This window comes from Filimonas zeae (assembly GCF_014641615.1).
Taxonomy (GTDB): Bacteria; Bacteroidota; Bacteroidia; order Chitinophagales; family Chitinophagaceae; genus Filimonas; species Filimonas zeae.
In genome coordinates this window covers 782334-805984 of the sequence record NZ_BMIB01000003.1, presented here as the reverse complement: position 1 = coordinate 805984, position 23651 = coordinate 782334, and the positions used below count along the sequence as shown (strand labels likewise).

22 protein-coding genes and 1 tRNA gene are annotated in these 23651 nt (G+C 45.9%); 10 read left to right on the top strand and 13 right to left on the bottom strand.

Features of this window, described 5'->3' with window-relative positions; all coding sequences use genetic code 11:
- Positions 1 to 7: 7 nt before the first annotated feature.
- From IEY13_RS16515 to IEY13_RS16500, 4 genes are all read right to left on the bottom strand, one after another.
- Positions 8 to 1306, bottom strand: a complete 1299-nt coding sequence (locus tag IEY13_RS16515) for a ComEC/Rec2 family competence protein (RefSeq protein ID WP_188954076.1) — start codon at positions 1304 to 1306, stop codon at positions 8 to 10.
- Between the two features lie 219 nt (positions 1307 to 1525).
- Positions 1526 to 2779: a hypothetical protein gene (locus IEY13_RS16510; RefSeq protein ID WP_188954075.1), complete on the bottom strand. Its 1254-nt coding sequence runs from the start codon at positions 2777 to 2779 to the stop codon at positions 1526 to 1528.
- Positions 2780 to 2840: 61 nt separating this feature from the next.
- Positions 2841 to 2911: transfer RNA gene (locus IEY13_RS16505), tRNA-Cys, on the bottom strand.
- 118 nt (positions 2912 to 3029) lie between these two features.
- Positions 3030 to 3332, bottom strand: a complete 303-nt coding sequence (locus tag IEY13_RS16500; protein WP_188954073.1) for a hypothetical protein — start codon at positions 3330 to 3332, stop codon at positions 3030 to 3032.
- A 635-nt stretch (positions 3333 to 3967) separates the two neighbouring features.
- Here IEY13_RS16500 and IEY13_RS16495 point away from each other — a divergent pair.
- From IEY13_RS16495 to IEY13_RS16480, 4 genes are all read left to right on the top strand, one after another.
- A complete protein-coding gene (locus IEY13_RS16495; protein ID WP_188954071.1) occupies positions 3968 to 4537 on the top strand; it encodes a hypothetical protein in 570 nt (189 codons plus the stop codon).
- 310 nt (positions 4538 to 4847) lie between these two features.
- Positions 4848 to 5669 (top strand): alpha/beta fold hydrolase, encoded by an 822-nt coding sequence (locus tag IEY13_RS16490; RefSeq protein ID WP_188954069.1) that lies wholly within the window; start codon positions 4848 to 4850, stop codon positions 5667 to 5669.
- A 145-nt stretch (positions 5670 to 5814) separates the two neighbouring features.
- On the top strand, positions 5815 to 7182 hold the full coding sequence (locus IEY13_RS16485; RefSeq protein WP_188954067.1) for a sigma-54-dependent transcriptional regulator: 1368 nt from the start codon (positions 5815 to 5817) through the stop codon (positions 7180 to 7182).
- A 44-nt stretch (positions 7183 to 7226) separates the two neighbouring features.
- On the top strand, positions 7227 to 9467 hold the full coding sequence (locus tag IEY13_RS16480; protein ID WP_188954065.1) for a tetratricopeptide repeat-containing sensor histidine kinase: 2241 nt from the start codon (positions 7227 to 7229) through the stop codon (positions 9465 to 9467).
- Positions 9468 to 9469: 2 nt separating this feature from the next.
- Here the strand turns inward: IEY13_RS16480 and IEY13_RS16475 are convergent, their stop codons facing one another.
- Both IEY13_RS16475 and IEY13_RS16470 read right to left on the bottom strand, forming a co-directional pair.
- On the bottom strand, positions 9470 to 10051 hold the full coding sequence (locus IEY13_RS16475; RefSeq protein WP_188954063.1) for a PAS domain-containing protein: 582 nt from the start codon (positions 10049 to 10051) through the stop codon (positions 9470 to 9472).
- Positions 10041 to 10382: a hypothetical protein gene (locus tag IEY13_RS16470; RefSeq protein WP_188954061.1), complete on the bottom strand. Its 342-nt coding sequence runs from the start codon at positions 10380 to 10382 to the stop codon at positions 10041 to 10043. Before IEY13_RS16470 ends, IEY13_RS16475 begins: the two co-directional genes overlap by 11 nt.
- A 179-nt stretch (positions 10383 to 10561) precedes the next feature.
- On the opposite strand from IEY13_RS16470, the gene IEY13_RS16465 reads away from it, so the two are divergent.
- The 3 genes from IEY13_RS16465 (at position 10562) to IEY13_RS16455 (ending at position 12139) form a co-directional block, all read left to right on the top strand.
- A complete protein-coding gene (locus IEY13_RS16465; protein WP_188954058.1) occupies positions 10562 to 10930 on the top strand; it encodes a hypothetical protein in 369 nt (122 codons plus the stop codon).
- A 121-nt stretch (positions 10931 to 11051) separates the two neighbouring features.
- Positions 11052 to 11768, top strand: coding sequence for a glycosyltransferase family 2 protein (locus IEY13_RS16460; protein ID WP_188954056.1), 717 nt, complete (start codon positions 11052 to 11054; stop codon positions 11766 to 11768).
- Between the two features lie 8 nt (positions 11769 to 11776).
- On the top strand, positions 11777 to 12139 hold the full coding sequence (locus IEY13_RS16455) for a DUF2304 domain-containing protein (RefSeq protein WP_188954054.1): 363 nt from the start codon (positions 11777 to 11779) through the stop codon (positions 12137 to 12139).
- Here IEY13_RS16455 and IEY13_RS16450 read toward each other — a convergent pair whose 3' ends face one another.
- Complete coding sequence (locus IEY13_RS16450) at positions 12140 to 14092, bottom strand: tetratricopeptide repeat protein (protein WP_188954051.1); 1953 nt, start codon at positions 14090 to 14092, stop codon at positions 12140 to 12142.
- Positions 14093 to 14206: 114 nt separating this feature from the next.
- On the opposite strand from IEY13_RS16450, the gene IEY13_RS16445 reads away from it, so the two are divergent.
- A complete protein-coding gene (locus IEY13_RS16445) occupies positions 14207 to 15583 on the top strand; it encodes a T9SS type A sorting domain-containing protein (protein ID WP_188954049.1) in 1377 nt (458 codons plus the stop codon).
- A 29-nt stretch (positions 15584 to 15612) separates the two neighbouring features.
- Positions 15613 to 17916, top strand: coding sequence for a phage tail-like protein (locus tag IEY13_RS30370; RefSeq protein ID WP_308421168.1), 2304 nt, complete (start codon positions 15613 to 15615; stop codon positions 17914 to 17916).
- Between the two features lie 69 nt (positions 17917 to 17985).
- On the opposite strand, the gene IEY13_RS16435 is transcribed toward IEY13_RS30370, so the two are convergent.
- The 5 genes from IEY13_RS16435 to IEY13_RS16415 are packed head-to-tail and all read right to left on the bottom strand — an operon-like array spanning position 17986 to position 21931.
- Positions 17986 to 18594 carry a phage tail protein gene (locus tag IEY13_RS16435; RefSeq protein ID WP_188954047.1) on the bottom strand — a complete coding sequence of 203 codons (609 nt, stop codon included), beginning with the start codon at positions 18592 to 18594 and terminating at the stop codon, positions 17986 to 17988.
- Between the two features lie 27 nt (positions 18595 to 18621).
- Entirely contained in the window at positions 18622 to 19242 is a 621-nt protein-coding gene (locus IEY13_RS16430) for a phage tail protein (RefSeq protein WP_188954045.1), read from the bottom strand.
- Between the two features lie 34 nt (positions 19243 to 19276).
- Positions 19277 to 19879, bottom strand: a complete 603-nt coding sequence (locus tag IEY13_RS16425; protein WP_188954043.1) for a phage tail protein — start codon at positions 19877 to 19879, stop codon at positions 19277 to 19279.
- Between the two features lie 34 nt (positions 19880 to 19913).
- The gene (locus IEY13_RS16420; RefSeq protein ID WP_188954041.1) at positions 19914 to 20840 is read right to left on the bottom strand and encodes a methionyl-tRNA formyltransferase; all 927 of its coding nucleotides are present in this window, start codon (positions 20838 to 20840) and stop codon (positions 19914 to 19916) included.
- Between the two features lie 2 nt (positions 20841 to 20842).
- Positions 20843 to 21931, bottom strand: coding sequence for an ABC transporter substrate-binding protein (locus tag IEY13_RS16415; protein WP_188954039.1), 1089 nt, complete (start codon positions 21929 to 21931; stop codon positions 20843 to 20845).
- A gap of 238 nt (positions 21932 to 22169) precedes the next feature.
- Here IEY13_RS16415 and cysC point away from each other — a divergent pair, with 238 nt between their 5' ends.
- Positions 22170 to 22727, top strand: coding sequence for an adenylyl-sulfate kinase (gene cysC / locus IEY13_RS16410; RefSeq protein WP_188954037.1), 558 nt, complete (start codon positions 22170 to 22172; stop codon positions 22725 to 22727).
- Here the strand turns inward: cysC and IEY13_RS16405 are convergent.
- The gene (locus IEY13_RS16405) at positions 22689 to 23645 is read right to left on the bottom strand and encodes a sulfotransferase family protein (protein ID WP_188954035.1); all 957 of its coding nucleotides are present in this window, start codon (positions 23643 to 23645) and stop codon (positions 22689 to 22691) included. The genes cysC and IEY13_RS16405 overlap by 39 nt on opposite strands.
- Between the last annotated feature and the right edge of the window lie 6 nt (positions 23646 to 23651).

Sequence of the window (23651 nt, the reverse complement as noted above, 5' to 3'; positions counted from 1 at the left end):
CGGGTAACTACAACTCATACAAATCCCAAACCCGGCCTTCCGAAACTGCCTCCTTCATCTGCGCCATGATTATTTTATCTCCATCACACCTTAGATTAATCATGCCATACTTAACCTCATCCGTTTTTACATTGGTAGAACGCGCCAGTTCTGTTGAAAACACCAGCGGCCTTTCTGCCCTGGAATATTTACCGGCACAGCCAATAGCATCTGCTCTGGGGTGAGAATAGCTTTCGTTATCGCCAGATGATATAACGGTAGCCAGCGGGTTAACTTTTGCCATGTAAGCAGTTGTAAACTCAGATGCTCCGTGATGGCAGGATTTTGCCACATCTACCTCAAAGGGGTTTTCGCCTCCATAGTGTTCCAGCAAATGATCTTCCGCCGGTATATTAAGGTCGCCGCCGAACAAAAAGCTTTTGCTGCCGTAAGTAATTTTTAACACAATACTATGGCCGTTAATGGTATGCGATTCATCATCAAAATACTTATAAGCAATGGCATTGTTAACAACAGATGTAACAGGCCCCAGTACCTCAATGGTAAACGGCAGTGCATTAATAGTAACCCCTGCTATTTTCCCCTTATAGTCTAATCGCATGAAGTTGCCCAGCCGCCCCTGTGCGCTGGCATTGTTAACTGCCGATACAAATTTCTCCAGCAAATCCAGCATGCCGCCGTTTTCTTTAAGTGCATTCAGTTCGTCCAGGGTATCAAAAGAAGTTGTCAGATACTTTGTCTTTCCTGCCTTTTCCGTCCGGCCCAGCCCCGATGTATAATCATCCGGAAAGTTTACTTTTTCCTTATTAAACTTGGCAATACCATTGTGGTAAATGGTTCCGAATGTATAATGCTCATCGTTGATGATATCAATCAGGCCATTATAGTGATCCTTATCGAAGTGGCTTATAAACACATAATCAAAGTGAACGGTGGTATTGTTATTGAACTGATATTTATACTGCCATTTACTAAGGTATCTGCTCAGGTTATCTGATGGTCCGCCATCTATCAGTATCTTTTTGCCATCCGCGTCACTCCCCACTTCAATCAATGCCCCATCTCCCTGACCAACATCAACATAAAAGCACTTAAAGCCCGGACTATCACCCAGGTGGCGTTCTTCTATCCATCCTTCAATACCAAACGCGGCAACCTTCTGCCACCCTGGCTGCGTTTCTTCCAGTAGCCTTACATAAGAACCCATTAAAATGGTATTGTTTTTTGTTTTGCCTTTCCCTTCCGGAGACAGGTTTTTAAATGTTTCTGCATAGACGGCGCAGACCACTTTGTAAATATTTCCCATAGTAGTTTTTATGTAGGTTAAGATAAATATTTTATAATTACTTAAACATTAAAAGATAGCATGAAGGTGCAGATTGCTATATGCTTGTCTGTTTAGCCTGTTAATAGGATTTTCATAGTACGTGATTATGGACCGGCAATAGCAGGCATTTCCGGTTCCATCACCTTTACCTGCAAAAAGTCATCCCATTGTCCTCCATAGGGTTATCTGAGAGTAATGTTATTTGGGGGAATGCCGCAACACATCCATATTAAGTATGTCGGGCAGGTCATCGATGTCTATCGTGTCGTTTTCTTTATACGCATCGGGGAATTTCCGCTCTGAAAGAATGGGATGCTTTTCATCGGCGCTGGTAAACATACTAATCTTCATGTTATCGCCACCTTTAATACCAGCTTTGGCGGTGGTGATCCAGCCTCCACCCATAAAGGCTTCGAGAAACTGATAGCAATCTTCGCAGATTCTAAGTTTATGAGAGTGAACGTGAATCATAAGTAATTTCGGAATGCCTGTATCCCCCAGTTCGTCTGTCACTGCTGCGGCAATAGTACCCCCAAAGTCGGGCAGACGTTCTGCCTGTAATATCATGTCCCGTTCACTATGATACCTGCCACCCGCTGTTTGTTTGGAATCTTTGGTATTGTATTTATTACCTCCGGATATAATTCTTCCTAACGCATACATATCGTTCAGATCAATATCTGTGTAATGCTTAAAGTCTGCGCTTCTGGCATGCTTGAGCGCGTTGAAGGAAAGGGGGGAACTTAAAATTTTTCCGGCATCATCATAATAGAGTGTCCAGCTGATCGATACGGAATTGCCCCTGAAAGCGGTAGAGCTTAGGGAGCCGTCATGCAGTTGCTGGTGTTCGGTTTTCCCGTCTACTGCCACGGGATCTGTTCCGCCACCGAAATCAATATTGAAGTTATTCCCCATAAGCCATGGCCTGTCTTTCGGCGCTGTTTCCGCCGTAAGTGGTAATCCCAGATTGTTAGGGATGGTATGGTGCAGATTAATAGGGGAGCCGAGGTTTTGTTTCTTTGCCGGCGGTTGCGGTTTAGAAAAATCCTGGTTGCCAATGCGGTATATCCATACAGAGCCATTTTTCATATTTTCATAATCTACCGCAAGACCATTCTGAAGATGCGCCTGTACTTCTGCGAGGTTGGCAATGGTGTAGGGGCCGTGGTTGCCATAAGTTGACATAACCTCCCATCCGGTGTTAACTGAATTTACCGTTCCGGCTGTTTTTTGAATAACCTGAGTGGATGGATAGATGGCAGCTACCGTTGATTGCCGGCTGGCAAGCAATTGCATCGGATTAAAGCGTGATTGCTTTATTAAACCTTCTGCTAATAATTGTAACGGATTGCAGGTCGTTTGGTGCAGGAATCCGTTGGATGGGGAGAGAGCGGGAGAATTGTCTCCGCTTCTGCTGGATAGTGTTGCTGTTTGGGGAACGGATGTTTTCATGGCAGGTTGTTAAGATAGATAAAAACAAAAAAGGATTACAATATTTGTAATCCTTTTTTTGAGGTCCCGAGCGGATTCGAACCGCTGTGGAAGCTTTTGCAGAGCTCTGCCTAGCCTCTCGGCCACAGGACCATCGTTGTTGTTTGGGATGGCAAAAATAGGGGAAAGTGTTGAATTACAAAATATTATTCCAAAAATATTTCAAAAAATATCAGCCAAAACAAAGTAATATACCGGCCGGCTAGGGTATTCATAACTTCCCGTAGCATATTTTACGCGCTTTTGAAAGTTTATGCATTTGCCCGCCCAACTCTCTGATCATTTCCGCCAACTTTCCGGGCATTTCAGGCAACTCTCCGGGCAAATCAGACAACTCTCTGAAACGTTCAGGCAACTTTCTGGTCATTTCAGGCAACTCTCTGAAACGCTCAGGCAACTTTCTGGCCATTTCAGGCAACTCTCCGGAATGCTCCGCCAACTCTCCGGACAAATCAGAGAGTTGGCGGAAAGGCCGGTAGAGCTCTCCGGCCGCTCCGGAGAGTTGTCCGGGCAAATGGGAGAGCTTTCTGAGCATTTCCGCCAGCTCGCCGGAGAAAAAATAAAGTCGGCATTTCCCACTGATTCATAAACAGAACCTAATTGTAAGGCACCTGTTTGTTAGCTAAATCATTCTGATCTCATCCATACCTTATCTTGTAAAAGCTAACGCTTATTATAAAAAAGCAATTACTTACTTATGAAGAAGTTGTTTTTATATCTACTTATTTCAATAATGCTATGCCCTGCCAGTGCAGGTCTTGCTCAACAATCAGCCGCCCGTATTACGCCCGCCACATCCCCGTATGTCAATGGCAAGCCGGCTCAAATGCTAAAGAGGCAGTTATTCATATAAAAGCCACCAATGCGGCTTTACAGGAAATAATTTTATGGCAAGCCAACTCAAACGACATTCACTTCTCCCAACAGAAATGGGAGCAAACTGACAAAAGAAGAGGCCGCCAGCCAAACTGTAACTCTACCTTACCCTACCAATGGCTTCCGGACGTTTTATGTAAATCTTGTATATCCTCATCCCCATGGGAGCACCTATACAGAGAGCACGTGCATATTTGTACTGGATCAGAAAAAAATATTATTGCAATAATTATATTATTAACTTTAGAACATAACCAAATAAAAATATATTATATGCTAAGGGTGCTTACCGTTAGAGGCGACTACAACATGCCTCTAAAGAATGTACTGGTGTTAGGCTGCATAGATTTACGCTTAACAGACGAAACCATGGCCTTTTTAAACAACGATAACCTGCAAAACAGATTTGATTTTTTTACCATGGCCGGCACATCCGTAACAACACAGGTAGCCAGCTATCCATCCGATTATAATCCTGACGTTTTAAAACACTACTCCAACTTCACGCATTGGAAAGATACTTTTTTTGATCATGTGCAGGCAGCTATTGACCTGCATCAGATAATGGATGTGTATATTATTGAACATAGAGATTGCGGCGCCTACAAAATATTCCTGAAAGATGGCAGCTTTGGGCCGGGAAAAGAAGACGAGGAAGAAGAAGCACACCGCAAGTATGCCAGCGCACTGGCCGAAAAGTTAGAGCAATATACAACCAGATACCTGGACCACACCGGTAGCATTAAAACAGCAAAACTGAAAGCACATGCGTTTTTGATTGATTTGCGCGGCGATGTAAAACTCCTTTATACTAAGCCGGACGAAGAAAAAGCTAAAAAATAACTGTCAAATACCAAACAAAGTGGGAAAACTAAATCCAGTTGCCCGCTACACTGTTCTACTTATAATTTCCACTACCATATTTTTTAGAATATACCCGATAAATATACTGCTCCATTCCATCACCTACAATTGAATGGAGCAGACGTTTTCAGCAGCATAATGCCAACCTTACTCATAAATTCACGGCATACCGTAAATTTCAAAAAGCAAAAAGCACCTCAAACAACTGATAATCAGCAAAATAAAAGCCGGCACAGCTTTAGCCAACTATATGCTGCAAACATTAACCACTATCAAAACCACAACACAAATGAGCACACTAAAACTGAAAGACGGAACAGAACTGTATTACAAAGACTGGGGTACGGGCCAACCGATTGTATTTCACCATGGCTGGCCGCTGAGCAGCGACGACTGGGATGCGCAAATGGTGTTTTTTCAGCAACAGGGCTTCCGTGTTATTGCACACGACCGCAGGGGGCATGGCCGCTCTGCACAAACCGCTACCGGGCACGAAATGGAAACTTACGCATCGGATGTAGCACAGCTGGCAGAGGCGCTGGATTTAAAAAATGCTATACACGTTGGCCATTCCACCGGCGGCGGCGAGGTAATACGCTATGTTAACAAATACGGTAAAGGCCGCGTGGCAAAAGCGGTTCTGGTAAGCGCTGTAACGCCATTTATGGTGCAGAACGCAGCCAACCCGGAGGGGGTGCCAATGCAGGTTTTTGATGATATACGCGCGCAGACCGCTACCAACAGGCAGCAATACTTTAAAGATTTTTCGTTACCATTTTACGGCTATAACCGCGAAGGCGCCAATGTAAAAGAGGGCGTACGCGAAAACTGGTGGAGACAGGGGATGATGGGCAGTATACTGGCCCATTACGAATGCATTAAAGCCTTTTCTGAAACTGATTTTACGGAAGATCTGAGCAGCGTTGATATACCGGTACTGGTACTGCATGGCGAGGATGATCAGATTGTACCTTACAAAACCACTGCAGTAAAAGCCGCTCAGCTGCTGAAAAAGGGTACGTTAATTACCTATCCGGGTTTTCCACATGGTATGCCTACCACAGAGGCAGCTACTATTAATAAAGACATTCTTGCTTTCATAAAAGGCTAATGCCGGCACATAATGTTACCATTAATTATCCCCTCCACGCAGGCAAAGCCGGCAGGAGGGGATAATATCATTTATAACAGCACGCTATTTTCTAATTTCCGCAAAGCATTCCGTTATTTTCGCATGTAGAGGATGAGTGGTTACCATGAAAAAGAAAAGAATATTCATAGTTGAAGACGAGTTTATAGTAGCAAACGATCTGCGGGATATGCTGCTGGGCGGCGGGTATGAGGTGTGTGGTATAGCGGCTTCTGTGGAACAGGCACGAAAAATGATTCCGGAAAAAGAGCCGGATTGGGTGCTGGTAGATATTATGCTGAAAACTGAAACTACTGGCATTACGCTGGGTAAAGAACTGCTGGCGCAAAAAATTCCTTTTCTGTATATCTCCGCTAACACCAATCAGCAAATGCTGGAAGCAGCAAAAGCAACCCAGCCATACGGCTTTCTGGTAAAGCCATTCCGCGAGCGGGATTTGTTTGTAATGCTGGATATTGCCGCCTACCGGTATGATGTGGAAACGGGTAAAATTAAAGCCAGAGATACGGCTAAAAACAGCCTGTTACAAGTAGATACCGGCATTATTGGCAACAGTGCCGCCCTTACTGCTGCATTGGAAAAAGTACATTCCGTGGCTGGCACCAATACCTCGGTATTACTGATGGGCGAAAGCGGAACCGGTAAAGAACGGTTTGCACAGGCCGTACACAAGTTATCTGCAAGGCGCAACAAACCCTTTGTAACCGTAAACTGTGCAGCTTTACCGGTTTCGCTGATTGAATCGGAGTTATTCGGACACGAACGCGGAGCCTTTACCGGAGCCAGCCAGAAGAGAATGGGTAAATTTGAGCAGGCAAACAACGGCACCATTTTTCTGGACGAAATAGGGGAGCTGCCACCGGAAGCCCAGATAAAGCTGCTGCGGGTATTACAGGAGCGGGAAATAGAGCGGCTGGGCAACAGTGCCGTAGTAAAAGTAGATGTAAGGGTAATAGCCGCCACCAACCGCAATCTGGAAAAAGAAGTAGCTACCGGCCGGTTCCGGCTAGACCTCTATTACCGTTTAAATATATTTCCTATAGAATTGCCCCCCCTGCGCAACCGTAAAGCAGACATTCCCTTACTGGCGCAACATTTTCTTACCCAATACTGCCAGAGTGTACAAAAACATATTAGCGGCATAACCCAACATGCAATGGCTAAACTGCAGGCGTATGAATGGCCGGGCAATATACGCGAGCTGGAGCATGTGATAGAACGTTCGGTAATACTAGCACAAACAGATGCTATAACAGAAATTGAACTTCCTTCAGATGCAGATATGGTATCAACCCCAGGCTCCGGGCCGCTGGAAACACTGGAAGAAATGGAAAGAAACCATATACTGAAAGCGTTGAAACTAAGCAGCGGCCGTGTATCCGGCAAATCCGGGGCCGCAGAAATGCTGGGTATACTGCCACAAACCCTGTACTCTAAAATGAAGAAACTGGGCATACAAACCCGTTACCAATAATGGCCCGGAGTTGCAACTTTACTAACACAACAAACCTGCTGCACATGAGCTGTTTATCAACCCCAGGCAACCGCCTTACCTTGTTTATATGTATAGTGGCACTGATTTGCAGTTGCACCCACAGTAATAATACCACGCCCGGTAGCAAAAAACCGAACCAGAAACAGGCACAGGACAGCATTGCTATATTATTGCAACGGGCCGATTCGGCAATTATGAAAATAGGGGAGTTTGGCCCCGATCTGGAATACGGTATAGCACAGGCAACGCAGGCAGAGCAAATCAGTAACAACATTGGATATGAAAAAGGCGTGGGCAGGTCTATTCTGGTGCAAGCGAAGGCTTATATGGAATTGAAGCAGTTTGATAAAGGGGTAGCGTTGTGCCGCAGGGCCATGAACATATTTAAGGAATGGGGCACGCCCGACGACCAGGCAGCGTGTTTAATATTATCAGCAGCGGGCGTAGACGGAAGCCATAAGAAACTGGATGAGAAGATGGCTTATTATGAAAAAGCCGCAGCCATTTACCGCTCCGGCGGTAACAGGTTAAAAGAAGCTGAAACCAAACAACTGATTGCCGATTTCTACGGCAATGATGAACAGTTAGATAAGGCACTGGCCATTATGAACGAGGTGATGAGTATTTATAAAGAGATACGGTATGAGCGGCTACAGGAAGCCTATACTTTATTAGGATCTATTCACCTGGGAATGAGCAATGTTGTAGAAGGACGCCGAAACCTGCTGTTAGCTGTAAAAACTGCAGAAGCACTCAGAGACTCATCCAATTTTATGGCAACGGTGTATAACAGGCTGGGCTTTTCCTATGTAAGGGTTAACGACCATAAATCAGCAGAAAGCTATTTTGAAAAAGCATATGCCATTGCAGAGGCTGCACATGATACAACCGCCGTTACTATTCTTATTAATAATATAGCAGATACCAAAGCAAAATTAGGACGCAACCGCGAGTCGAATGAGTTTCTGGAAAAATCACTCCGGAAATATCCCGTTAAAAATGATGAAGAAAGGCTGGCAATTACCGCTGTAATCTTCCTCAGCAATTATCTGGAACTGGACGACCTGAAGCATGCAGAAATCCATTACAACCAACTGCTGAACGTATATAAAATGGTAGATGAAGATGACCCTGGTTATCAGTTTATAAAACCTTCCCTGATCTTATACCTGCAGGCTGCCGGCCAATACGCGCAAACCTATCCCTACCTGGAAGCTTATAAAAAAGGAATAAAGTATGGCAAAGACTTTAAGCGCTCATCCAAACTGGAATTACTGTATGCCATTTCCGATTCTGCCATGGGCAGATACCCTTCCTCCCTCAGCCATTTCCGGCTACACAAAGTTTTTTCAGATTCGTTGTTAACCGTTGAAAAAAGCAAACAGCTGGAAGAGTTGCTGCTACAGTATGAAACAGAGAAAAAAGATAAAAACATTATTCTGCTGCAAAGCCGGGAGCAGGCACAGGAAACACGGTTAAAAGAAGAAAAGAACATCCGTTACCTGGTAATAGGCGGCTCGTTTATGCTGTTGCTGTTTTTAATTCTGCTATACAACCGTTACCGGTTAAAACAGAAAAGCAACCGGAAACTGCAAAAGCAGCAACAGGAAATTAACGAACAGAACGAACTGCTGAAAAAACTGGTAACAGATAAAGAATGGTTATTGAAGGAGATTCATCACCGCGTTAAAAACAATCTGCAGATTGCTATTAGTTTACTTAACACCCAAAGCCGCCACCTGGAAAACGAAGATGCCATTGCTGCTATCCGCAACAGTCAGCGGAGAATGTACGCCATGTCATTAATTCACCAACGACTGTATCAATCTGACAATCTGGGTAGTATAGACATGAGTTGGTACATTTCAGAACTAATGGAATTTTTAAAAGACAGTTTTGAAATACGGGATACTATTAAGTTCTCGGTGGATTGCGATGCTATTGCGCTGGACGTGGTGCAGGCCATTCCATTGGGTTTGATATTAAATGAAGCCATTACAAACAGCATTAAATATGCTTTTACAGATGGACGCAAAGGACATGTACATGTGGCTTTGAAAATACTGGACGAGGCCCTGTGCCTGCTTTCTATTTCCGATAATGGCGTAGGCATGCACTCCGGCAACGCCGCTTCCGGTTCGTTAGGTATGAACCTGATGCGCGGATTGGCTGAACAGGTAGATGGAGAGTTTAACCTGGAAAGCAGCCAGACAGGTGTTGCCATTCATATAAAAATGGCGTACAAAAGCCGCCTTCCTGGTTAGCATTAAGCGGGCAGTATTACTTTAAACAGAGCGCCCTGGCCGGGTACCCCTTCTGCTTCAATACTGCCACCATGCGCAGCATTGGCTTCGTGCAATTCGCGGGTTCTTTGCTGTACGCGAAACTCCAGCGCTTCCACAGAGCGTTTTTGCATATCAATATTACTGGCTGTGCCCACAAAACCGTCAAATAACCCGTTAATATGCCGGGGCACTGTGGTAAAGGCAAACCATTCATACTCCTGAGTGTGGCAGCTGCGAACCCTGCATTCTATGTTATAGGCGGCTTTATTCTCGTATGCCTGCTGCACTATCTTAGCAAGCAGATGCTGATCGGCAACATGCACAAACGTACTCCATACCTCGCGGCTTATAGCAGTATGCTGCTGAAAACCCAGCCAGGCAAGCATGGCTTTATTGGCATACTTTACTTTACCCGCTTTATCTGTAAGCCATATCCATAAAGGGGCTTCTTCAGCCAGTGTATGAAAACGGAATTCGCTTTCTATGGCGCTGGCCTCTGCACCCTTCTGCCCTGTAACATCTCTGGTAACCGCCAGCTGCATAGTAGTACCATCAGGCAGCACCAGCGGTGCAGCATAGGTTTCCAGATGCCTTACCGTTCCCTTTAAGCCGGTTTACCTTATAATCCCAGGTACGGGCTTCCCCTGCACACACGGCTATGTGGTTACCCCTCCATTGTTCTACATACTCCTGCGCAATAAAGTCGTACACCAGGGCACCAATAATACCTTCTGCACTTTCAGCCTCTACGAAGTTTAAACCTGCACGGTTAATATATTGTACATGGCCTGAGCCGGAAATGATTTTAATACACTCAGGAGACAAATCCATCATGGATAAGGCAGACAGCTGGCTGATAGCATCAGGATAGTTCACGTTCACTTGGTCGATCATGTAACAGGTAATAGTTTTTAAGAAGCGGGTTGTGCATACTGGCGCAATAGCAATGTCAATATATTCCTCCCTTCATTAAAAAGCCGTTTCCCCATACATGGGGCATATATTACACAGTTCTGCTAAAATCTGCAGCACCGGTTTGAAAGCTAAGTAGTTAATTTGCATAAACGCCTCTTATGAAACAGTTTATAACCCGTTTACTATTATGTACCGGCCTTACCGCATGTAGTAACCCTGCAAAGAAAACCACCGCACCTACAGAAACAAAGTTCAATAAAACCCAATGGGCCATACAGGAAGACGGGCAATATCCCTGGCGCGAACAAATGTTGCAGTATTTAATAGACAGCGTGCGCCTGCACGGCCTTAACATTACACAGGTAACCAATCTGCTGGGTCAGCCGGATTACACCAATAACGGACATCTTTATTACAGGGTTGGCCTTAAAACATTTCCTGGAATCCCCTTTCCCGTAGGGGTAAGAACACTGGTAATTAAACTGGGAAAGGATAGTACCGTAGAATGGCGAAAAATGCATAACTGATGGAACAAAAAAGCTATTCAAACGTATGATAGCAACTGACAACAACAAATGGAAAAGTAATATTATTATGCTTTATTGTTTAGTATACCGTAGATTTACTTTGTTGTAACAATACTTGTCAATGAAGCTTACCACACCAAACCTGCTGATTATAATACCCTGCTTTAACGAAGCGGATTCGCTGCCCATACTATTACCCCAATTAAAACAACTGCAACTGCCTGGCTATCAGGTTTCTGTGGCAGTGGTGAACGATGCTTCGCGGGATGCTACTGTAGCAGTTGCCCGCAAAGAAGCAGTAACGGTGCTGGATTTGCCGGTAAACCTGGGAATTGGCGGCGCTATGCAAACCGGCTTCCGGTATGCACATGCACACCATTTTGATCTGGCGCTGCAGCTGGATGGAGACGGGCAGCACCCGCCTGCCGAAATAGCCAAGCTGTTACACTGCTACGAGCAAAGCAATTCCAATGTGGTAATAGGCTCCCGGTTTATAAGGAAAGAAGGCTTTCAAAGCTCACAGGCGCGCCGCGTAGGTATCAAATACTTTCACTGGCTTAACAGGCTGTTTACGGGTAATTCTGTATACGACTCTACTTCCGGCTTCCGCTTACTGGATAAAAAAGCCATTGCAAGGGCAGCAGCCTTTTACCCCGATGAATATCCCGAGCCAGAATCGCTGGTGTTTTTTGCAAAGGCAGGCCTGAAGATTGCCGAAACCCCGGTGGTAATGAAATACCGGGAAACAGGCCAATCCAGCATACGCAGCTTTACCAGCATATACTATATGGTTAAAGTAACTATTTCTATGTTTTTTTCTTTTATTCGCAGCTATTAAAAGGCACTATGGCAAGGGTACAGATTATTACTATTATTATAGACCTTCTTTTTGTAATGTATATATCCTCTCTTATTATTAAAGGCAAGCTACGGGAAGAATACGCCATAGTATGGATAATCTGTACGGCACTGCTTACCATTTTCTCTTTCTGGCGCGATGGGCTGGAGGTGATGGCCAGACTGGTAGGTGTATATGCCGCCCCCAACCTGGTGTTTACAGTGTTGATATTTTTAATAATGATTTATCTGTTGCATTTGAGTGTAGCCAACTCCCGGCTACATAAACATATTACTACGCTGGCACAGGAACTGGCTTTGTTAAAGGAAAAACTGGCCAGCGAACAGGAGAAGGAGAAAAAAGAGCAATAATTACCGCCCTTTCAGCCGCCGCGCTTCAGCCAGATTACCTTTGAGCAACTGGTTATCCGGATTGTAAACAAGTCCCTTTTCCCCGGCCGCTATGGCTTTATCATACTGTTGCAAACGGTTCCAGGCTGCGCATATATTATTATAAGCCAGATCGTAATCAGGTTTAATTTTTAATGCCGCTTCTGCCGTTTCAATACATTTATTAAAATCGCCGGTATTATAATAAGCCAGGCTCTGGTTAAGCAATCCTGCCGCATCGGCCCCGGGTGTAGAAGCAGGTTTTGCAGCAGCTGGCTGCGTTGGCGTTGGCTGCTGTTTCTTTTCCCGGATAGCACTGCGCAGCTGCAATAAAGGCTCCAGACTGGGGCTTAGCTGCAGACCTTTATCTGCCAGAATAGCGGCTTCATCCAGCCGCCCCTGCTTTAACAGCATATTGCCGTACAGCGAGTAGGTTACCGGCGCAGCAGCATTCAGTGCCAGCGACTTTTTAAAGTATTCTTCTGCAACAACCGGATTGCCGGTGTATTGTTTGGATACCCCCAGGTTGGTATAGGCATAGGAATAGGTGGGCCACAGCTCCGTGGTTTTAATAAAACAACGTTCCGCTTCGGCAAAGTTACCTTCTGCCATCAGAGCAACTCCATAATTCATCCAGGCACGGCCATTACCGGGTGCTTTTACCGTAGCTTCTTTCCACAATAACTTTTCGGTACTCCATATGGCGTTGCGTTGCCGGGTAGCAAAGGCATGTGCCGTTAAAAACAATACACCTGCGGCTATTACAGGCCATTTTAATCTGGCAAACCGTGCATCATCAGGCGTAAACAGAAAATTACGGAGAAGGGTTGCTGCAGCAATAAACAGTCCTATATATGCAAAAAAAGTGCGGTGATCGTTCAAAACTTCTGCAAACGGCATAAGACTGGTAGGGGCAAGGGATAGCAAAAACCAGGCTATACCAAAAGCAACAGCACGTGTGCGCTGTTGCCTGAGCGCCCATACAAATACCGCCACCAGCGCCGCAATAAATAGCAAGCCTGCAAAAACACGATCGTCAGTAATGCTGCTTACTACCGTCCAGTCAGTATCGGCCACCAGATTAGCGGGCAGTAAAAAGTTGTAGAAATAATGAAATAACACCGCAGGCTGCGTAAGTATGTAATGCCAGCGGTCGTAACCACCGGGTGTCCATGTTTTGGCAGTCATGGAGCGTACAAATAAAAACATAGCCATAGTAATAACGAAAGGCACCACCATGACTTTAACACTGCTAAAAATAGTTTTTATGAATTGTGACCGGTTTCCGGATAAAGATTCCTGTGGTTGCTGAAATAATAAATGATAAAAAAATAAAATTGGAACAAACATTATTGTATGCTCTTTTGTTAGCAACCCAGCCAGCACAGGCAGCAGGTACAAATAATACCGGCGGCTAAATGCTGAGTAAAAATAAATAACAAAACCAGCCACCATTAATAACACCGACAATAAATCTGAACGGGCAATTATATAATTAACTGTTTCTGCATTTGCTGCATGCAACAAAAACCAGGCAGTGGTAAAAAGTGCTATATACCGGTTTTCCGTTACCTCACTTCCCTGTTGCAATAAATAACGGAACAAATAATAACACAAAACACCTAATAATAAGAAAAACAAAAAACTGCTTACGTGAAACATAAAAGGCGTTGGACTTGTCTGTCCTGACAAATAAAAGTCAACAGCCAGCGTAGTTACCAGCAAAGGACGGTAGCTCTGATTGGCAGGGAGCGTACTCATTGCAGATGCATCGGTAAAAAAAACAGGAATATTTTTAATTTCTCTTATACTAAGATTGTTACTGATGGTATGACTATCATCAAAATGAAACGCATTGTGAAAATGATTAGCGTAAACAGCAAGCGTAATGGAACAAATAATCAGTAAAATAAACACTTCAGTACTTCTTTTCATGTATCAGCAATTGGTATAAACAATTCAGCTGTAATGATACAATGAAAAATATTGTGTTCAATTAATATAAATAACATAATTTTAAACTTTAACTAACCTTATTGCAGAATTAACATGAGCTCTAAACTTCTTGCCATAGCCTTGTCTGTTTTTGCCTTACATACAGGTAAAAACACTAAAGCACAGGGACTTATAGTTGGTAACGGTGCAAACATTGTTGTTGATGGAACTGCCAGTATTGTGGTAAACAACGGCAGCTTCAGCAACTCAGGCAACCTGGTTGCCGGGGCCGGCACCTTTGCTTTTACCGGCAATACCGCCAGCATCATTACCGGCACAACCAATTCCACCTTTTACAATTTCCTTATTAACAAAACAGGCAGCACTATTTCCCTCAACCGTAATGCAAACGTTACCAATGCACTTACGATGACAAACGGGAATATAGACCTGAACGGCTTTGATCTCAGTCTGGGCACTACCGGTGTTATTAACAACGAACGGCCTGCCTCACGCGTAACCGGCCCCGCAGGCGGTTATCTGATCCGTTCTCAGGTGCTGAATACTCCCAACCGTGTAAACCCCGGAAATATAGGCATGGAAATTACCAGCGCCGGCAGTCCGGGTTTAACCACTATTAAACGTGGGCACCGTGCTGTAGAACTGGATAGCGTTGTGGGTATCAGGCGGTTTTATGATGTAACTTCCGCTTCCAGCACTGCCGGCAACAATACTATCCGCTTTCACTACTTTGAGGAGGAACTGGCGGGTATTGCCGAAAACGAACTGGCCATTTACTCGGTAAACCCATCCGCCCCCAGGGGTGAACTGGAAACTACCAGCGTTACTTACCCCACTGAAAATTATGTGGAAATTACCAATGCCTCATTGCTCGGGCAGTTTATACCAGCCAGTAAAATAGCAGATCCTGCACGTTCTTCCTATTTTACCGTTGTAGCGGTTAACAGCAGGGCGTTATTGAGCTGGGGCACTTTGTATGAGCTGAATACCGACCATTTTGAACTGGAAAGATCGGTAAACGGTGATGCATTTGTTCGCTTTGCCAATGTAACAGCGGCTGGCACTACCACCATTGCTAACGACTATACCTATACCGATCCTGAACTACTGAGTGGCCCTTACCATGGTACAAGTCCACGATACTATCGTTATAAAACAGTATTTAAAGACGGCAGCTACCGTTATTCCAATATTATCTCTATAGCACCGGATGGATACCCCAATCACATCCTGAGCGTACACCCCAACCCAACCTCCGGGCCGGTAACCGTACGTTTCAGCAGCTTCAGAAATCAGAAAGTAACACTACAGGTTGTGGATAATCTGGGCAGTGTAGTGGCACAGAAAGAAATGAATGCGATGATAGGAGCCAACATGATCAGTTGCGACATCAGCCACGTAATACGCGGTATTTACTATGTACGCCTGATCAACATTGAAAACCGGGCTTATAAAATTCTTAAGCAATAATCAAAGTCAACACTCTTATTTTGAAAAACATGCAACTAAAACGAGCGCTTCTATGCCTGTTACTGGCAGGACCCGCCGTTGCCCAAGCGCAAAGCGTAGGGGTAAACGGTGATGGCTCCACGCCCGACAACAGTGCCATGCTGGACATCAAGAGCACCCAGAAAGGTCTTTTGATTCCGCGTATGCTTGCCACGCAGCGACTTGCCATTGCCAACCCTGCTGCAGGCTTGCTGATTTACCAGACCGATGGAACGGTTGGTTTTTACTTTAACAAAGGAACAGCGGCAGCGCCCGACTGGTCGTTTCTGGGAGCCATGGGCCCCGCAGGCGCCAAAGGCTCTAACGCCCTTATACGCACCACGGCAGAACCTGCTGGCGTAAATTGCGGCACAGGCGGTTCCAAAGTAGAAGTAGGTACCGACAACAACAACAACGGTGTGCTGGATGCGAATGAAATTATTATTAACCTCACCATTTACATCTGTAATGGTACACCCGGCCCCACCGGTCCTACAGGAGCCACTGGTGCCACCGGTGCAACGGGTGCTACCGGACCTCAGGGTATTCAGGGCATCCAGGGCGCTACAGGTGCGGCTGGCCCGCAGGGCATACCCGGACTTCCGGGTGTTGCAGGCGCAACAGGCCCCACTGGAGCAACCGGTGCACCAGGGATACAAGGTATCCAGGGTGTAACTGGAGCAACGGGAGCCACTGGCCCTCAGGGACCACAAGGTATCCAAGGCATTCAGGGTGTAACGGGTGCTACCGGTGCCACAGGTGCAACAGGCCCACAGGGGCCGCAAGGAATCCAGGGTATTCAAGGCGTAACAGGCGCTACGGGTAATACCGGAGCTACTGGTGCAACAGGTGCAACCGGGCCTCAGGGTCCACAAGGAATCCAGGGCATTCAGGGGGTAACGGGTGCTACGGGCGACACCGGTGCTACTGGTGCTACAGGTAATACAGGAGCCACTGGCGCTACCGGACCTACCGGTGCAACAGGAGCTACGGGCGATACCGGCGCAACAGGACCTCAGGGACCACAAGGTATTCAGGGCATTCAGGGCGTAACCGGAGATACCGGTGCCACAGGCGCCACAGGTAATACAGGTGCCACTGGTGCTACAGGACCTACCGGCGCAACAGGAGATACCGGACCTACCGGCCCTCAGGGACCACAAGGTATTCAGGGCATTCAGGGTGTAACCGGAGATACAGGTGCCACAGGCGCTACAGGTAATACAGGTGCCACTGGTGCTACAGGACCTACCGGCGCAACAGGAGATACCGGACCTACCGGCCCTCAGGGACCACAAGGTATCCAGGGCGTTCAGGGCGCAACTGGTGCCACAGGTAATACAGGAACTACTGGCGCAACCGGCGTTACAGGACCAACCGGCGCAACGGGCGATACAGGACCTACAGGTCCTCAGGGACCACAAGGTATTCAGGGCGTAACCGGAGCCACGGGTGCAACAGGCCCAACCGGCGCGACGGGCGATACAGGACCAACAGGCCCTCAGGGACCACAAGGCATCCAGGGCATTCAGGGTATAACCGGAGATACAGGTGCAACAGGTGCAACAGGTGCCACCGGCACTACAGGCGCAACCGGAAGCGGCATCTCCAATGGTACTACCGGCGCTCAGATTATTCTGACCAGCGCAGTAGCACCATACTCCCCCGGAGTACCCCAAACAATGACCGGAGACGTTACGATAAATTCCTCAGCTGTAACCACAATTTCTAGCAATGCCGTAACCAACGCAAAAATTGCTGATGGCGCAGTAACAGTGGGAAAAATCGGAACTACATCAGGCACCGCCGGTTCAACCACTTACTTGAGAGGTGACGGTACCTGGTCCACGCCTTCTGGTGGGGGCGGGGGCGCAGTAGGTGTAATTGCAACCAATTCAAATACTACTTATAGCATCCCTACCGGAGGTTCGACAGTAACCCCTGGAACAATTACCTTCGACAGCTATCCGGCAATACCCGGCGTTACTACTACCGGCACTTTTAATGGCACTACTTATACAGCTGCCGTAGCCGGATTATATGTGGTAACCGCAGGCATTGTAACCGTGTCAGGTACCACCAACGTATCTGTAAGGCCGGGTATCAGAGTAGGTACCAACACCATTGCCTGGGGCACTACAGTAAGCAGCCTTAACTATCCATCTACTTCCGTTTGTACGGGCATGGTAACTATGGCTTGCTGGCTGGATGCAGGTAGCACGGTAACTATTCTTGGTGCAAACGTAAACACAACTGTTGCAGCACCGGTAACATCAGATGGAACTACCAGACTTTCGATAATAAAGGTTTTCTGATTGAAACAGTAACAATAAAAAAAGCATGGTAAGTTTTACCATGCTTTTTTTATTGTACACCTTACGTTGTTAGTTTCTGGAAGGATAAATTCCCAGTACGCAAATAATAAAATTAACGGCTGTATAAGGCTGAATATTATTGTGCGGAAGAGAGCTACCTGCCACACCAACGGTTACGGTAGGCAAAGGACCAGCAAAGCTGTTAATGGTAACCGCATTTGCTGCCATTGCAACAGGTGTAGCACTGCCGGGCGTAGCGTACAATGGCAGGTTATTGTCTGTACCATAAAGTGAACCCGCAGGAGTAGTGCCATTACCGCCGGTATTGGTTCCGGACAAGGTAACAGTTGCCGCAGGCGTAACCGTTTCGGTTTGAATAGTTGGCGTATGCGTGTGCGCAGGAAGCTGCGATTGCAGTAAAGTTACCCCCTCAGTACCGCTTACCTGCCCAAGGATATAATTGCTTAAGCCAGTTCCCTGACCTGCGCCCACCACCGACCTGCTGCTAATATTTGGCAGGAGAAAGGAAGTCTGCCCATCCCCGCCATAAGTAGTACCTATTATAGTATATAATGCCTGATAGTCGCTGAGACTAAGCTGCTGCCCCTGACAAAGCATCCAGCCTGCAGGTGCGAAGGTTCCTCCGAACATGCGTATTTCTCCAATAGTTCCGTCCATATAAAATAGGTTTAATGAGATGAATAATTAGTTTCTGCTGGGAAATACCCCCTGCACGCAAATAATATAATTTAAAACAGCCAGCGGCTGCAGATTGGAGTGCGCCTGAGTGGCACCTGCGGTACCTATAGTTACACCGGGTACACCTGACACCAGATTAGATACAGTAACGGAATTTGGAGCCATTGCCACTTTAGTAGAACCAGATGGTGCAAAGAAAACAATATTTCCACTGGAATCATCCGTAGCTGACAATGCGTTAGCGGGATTGGTAGTGTTACCTGAGCTGGAAGAGCCGTTAAGGGTTATACTTACAGCCGGACTACCTGTGCCCTGTGTTACCGCAACTGCGTGTGTATGCTGAGGCATTTCAGAGGTGATAAGTGTATGGTTTTCTTCACCACCTATTTGCCCGAGTGTAAAGGTTAAACCCAGCGATTGTGATGTACCTGTTCCCACAGGAATGCGACCTCTTAAATCGGGTAATTTAAAGTTAGTAGATCCGTTACCGCCATAAACAGTACCCAATAAAGCAAACAATGCCTGATTGGTAGAAAGATTCATGGTCTGGCCTGCGCATAACGCCCAGTATTTAGGAGCATAATTGCCGGCAAAGCAACGTATCTCTGCCATAGTTCCATCTTGCATGCTTAATATTTTTACTAGTTGTTGGTAATGAATATTAGTTACGTGCCGGAAAGTTACCGGTCATGCAAATAATATAGTTAAGTGTAAGGTAAGGCTGCATATTATTATGCGGTGTAGTACCACCGGTAGCTGCAAGTGTAACTGAAGTAAGTTTGGAAGCAGCTACATTGGTTACATCTAAAGAGGTTGTAGCCATAGCTACCGGGGTGGAAGTATCAGTAGTGAACAAACCCAGACCGCCGTCTGTACCAATATAATTGCCACCTGGCGTTACACTGTCGCCAGAGTTAGAACCATACAACGTAGCTGTTCCCGAACCGGGTGATGACAGCGAAACAGGAGAGGAGTGGTTGTGCGCAGCCATTTCTCCGGACAAAATGGTTACGTTGACGCTACCGCCCTGCTGACCAACAACATAAGGAGACAAGCCGGGCGCCTGGCCAACACCAATAGCTGTTCTGCCCGAAAAATCAGGCAATCCGAAAGTACTTGTTCCATTGCCACCAAAGTTGCTTCCTAAAATAGCATATAAAGCGGTGTACCTGTTGAGGGGGAGTAACTGCCCCTGACAAAAGGCCCAGCTTCTGGGGGCAAAGCCCGCTGCAAACAATCTTATTTCACCGACTGTTCCGTCCATAATGTTTAATTTTATAAATGAAGAATGAGGTTGACTAAATAAATCTTTCACCAGGCTGCCAGCCCAGCTGTGCCAGCTTGCTACCCGATAAATAACCTTCCCTTACCTGCGCTATAGTAATGCGCAAGTACTGACGGTCGCTGGCAGACACAATAAGACCATAAATCAAATCTGCATGCACAATAGTACCGGGCAACACATTTTCCTGAGGGTTATTTACCTCAACCGGTAACACTTCCAGCACCCGCACAGGGGTATTGCGGAAAGTGGTATCGGCGCCGCCATACTTAGGATTGCAGGCATTGATCAGTTGTTGAATATCCAGCGCAGACTGATTCCACTGAATGGTTCGGGCCGGTATATCAGGAGCCTTAAAAAACAAAGCATCTGAATTTTCGGCTACTGTATCAGACAATGGCCTTTCGGCTAATCTGGCGGGAAGTTGCTGCATCATAGCTGCTGCAAGATGCCCCAGCCGCTCACAATGTATACCGTAGGTTTCTCCCGGCATAAACGGCAGGGTGTTAATGAACAACACAGGTCCGGAATCTATATCACCGGTCATTTTATGTATGGTAATACCACCTTCTTTTTCGCCATTCCGGAGTTGCCAGAAAACCGGATCAGCCCCTTTATACTTCGGCAATAATCCAAAATGAAAATTCAAACAACCATGGGCGGGACAAGACAATATTTCATCGGGCAACAGCCATGGAAAAGTAAGTGCAGTTATTACAGCAGCACCGGTTTCTATCGTCAGTTCTTTTAATACAGACACCAGGTTCTTTTTGGTTACCACATGGGTTTTATGTGCCGGAATACCTGCCTGTTGCAGCACGGGCAACAAAACATGGGCCGAACGGCCTGGTATTACTACAGCGGCAAGCATACCCTTGCTCTGTAAGAAGAGGGCAGAGGGTATAGCAAGTGTATCAGCGTTGCAAAGCAGAATAGTTGTCATAATTATACGCAGAGATAAGGGTTGGTCCAACCGAAGTTTATTTCACTTACCAATGATTGCATCTGTTGGTATTCCATAACAAATGAAGGCAACGTATCAACCACCGCAACCTCTTTTTCCTGCGTTCCCGCTTTGATAGTACTGCGAAGCATTACTATTTCGTAAGAAGAATCAGCGGCCAGCGTTTCTTCGCTATCACCTTTACGTAAACCGGTAAAATGTTGTGCAAGCTGCCTGTTCAGATCTCCGCCGGCCGCAGCCGCTTTTGCGAGTACCGCGCCCGTTTCATAACCCAGCTGATAAAAGGAACGTACAGGGGCTATCATATCATCATTCAACGATGCTATACTGGAGTATAAGGTAATATCTTCCGGAAGAGCTTCCAGGGGTTCCATAAGAAAAGGCAGTCCTATAATAGCAGTTCTTTTATGCCAGCCCCTGGCAATACATTCTTTCAGAAACAAAGTAGTTTCTGCGCCGCAAAAAGTAGCAAAAATAAAATCAGGCTGATACTGCTCCATAAAGGGAAATACCACCGACACATCGGACAATTGCCCCGCAGGAGGCATCGGGCAAACAGAAAACGACCAGTCAGCATTGGCATCAGCCGCAACCATTCCCTCATGAAACATCTGAGAAAATGAATAGCCTGAATCGTACACCGCACTTACATACATCCCTTTTTTACCAAAGGTTTCCACACCCCATTTGCCGATAGCCCAGGCATGCTGCCAGAGATGTAAGGAATTAATATAAGTATATTCGTTTAAATGTTCTACACGTGGAATGTGGGCACCCAGATCATTTACAATGAATGGCATTTTCTTTTTCTTAAACTGCTCCGCCACCTCATCTGCCACCTTCTGTGATACCACGCCGGACACCACATCTACATCGTGATAGTTAAAGAAACGACTAACAGCTTCTTCCGTTTGCTTAACGCCACCCTGACCAATAAATTCTTTTACAATGCTGAGGGTAATATTGCTGGTGTTTTGGGCAAAACCTTCTTTAATGCCACGCTCAACATCTTTACTTATGGGCAATATAGAAGATGTTGGCAGCAGCAGCCCCAATGAAACGCTTGTCATAATATGTAGGTGTTGTTTTACTTAACGACAGTTAACATTTTATGTACAACAACATTACTGGGGACACGGAATGTATGCTGTACAGTGTTTTAAATAGTACGGTAAACTAACGCATGGCAATCAATTTTCTACAGTTTCCAAATCTAAAACAATTCCGTTTATAACTGCAATTATTTAAGGTCAAATCATAAATAAATATTCTATTATTGCCGGTGTTACACAACAACAATATGCATATATGTTATTGATTCAGATGACAGGATTGTCAGGCGCCGGAAAATCTACACTGGCAAACAGGGTAAAACAACTGTTACAGCAGGAAGGCATTGAGGTAAGTGTAGTGGATGGAGACGAATACCGGAAAACACTGTGTGCCGATCTGGGTTTTTCGAAGGAAGACCGCTGTGAAAATATAAGAAGACTGGGAAGGGTAGCGGATGCCCTTTGCAGAAAAGGCGCTGTTGCCATTATTGCAGCCATAAATCCTTACCAACAGGTGCGGGAAGAAATGACCAATAGGTATAACGCCAGAACCGTATTTATTCAATGCCCCATACCGGTATTAATAGAGCGGGACACTAAGGGGCTTTACAAACGTGCCTTACAGGCACAGAATACCCCAGGCAGCATTTCTAACCTTACAGGCATCAACGACACTTACGAAGCACCTTCTGCCCCGGATCTGATGCTGGATACATCGCGGCTTACTGCACATACAGCCGCAGAACAGCTTACCGCCTTTATAAAACAACAACTGCTACTGCGGCACCCGCAACAGCTCCAGCGCCTGATATAACTGAAACGCTTTTTCCATATAAGGTGCAATTTTACTTTCATCCGGAGCCAACCCCTGAAAGTTTTTTTCGGGCTCTTTGGCATCATAGACGCAACGCTCCTGAAAAGCCTGCCTGTCAGCCTGCTGCAATGAAGTATGTGTAAGTGTATATACTTTTTCTGCTACTGTTGCCAGCCCTTCATTGTAATTAATGAGATAAGCATTGCTGTCTGACAAATGAATCTGCTTCATTTTAGTATAATACTGCTCCAGCACTGCCGCCATATAACCATTGGGATTGAGATGAAAGTCTTCCGGCAGGTTACCCAGTGTAAACACCTCTTTTTCAATAACACCTGGTACCGCATGCATACCCCTTTTTTTCTCCTGCGAAAAAATAACTTCATCGGGGCGCCTGTACAAAAGAATGAAAGGGATGCCAGGATAGAGCGCCCTCCATTGTTCATAAAAGAACAGATGCCAGCTATCAGACTTAATAAACAGCCGCGTTTCATTACCCACCCGCTTTTGCCCGTAAAAAGAAATGGCATGTGGTAAAAGTGCAGACAAATCCTTGCCTGTACCTGCATATTTTGCCCGCAGCAACTCATCAAAAAACGGCACTTCAGACAACACCACATGACGTTTATCAATGCCCAGCAATTGCGACAGCAGGGTAGAGCCACAGCGGGATACGTGAAATATAATAGCAGAAGGCTGTAATGTATTGGGCAGGCTCCATTCCGGCAGAATGTCGCAGGAACTTACACTGCGTTTAAGCTTACTGTTTTCCGGGAGTGATCTGCACTTGTGAATCGTTTCATCAAAAAACGGTTCGGTATAAGGCTCCGTTCCCGTGTACATCCAATGTGCAGTTTCCTGTTCGCGTAACTTATAAGGCAGCCAGCTGCTGAGTGCTATATCGGGTGTAATATGCATAAAGGA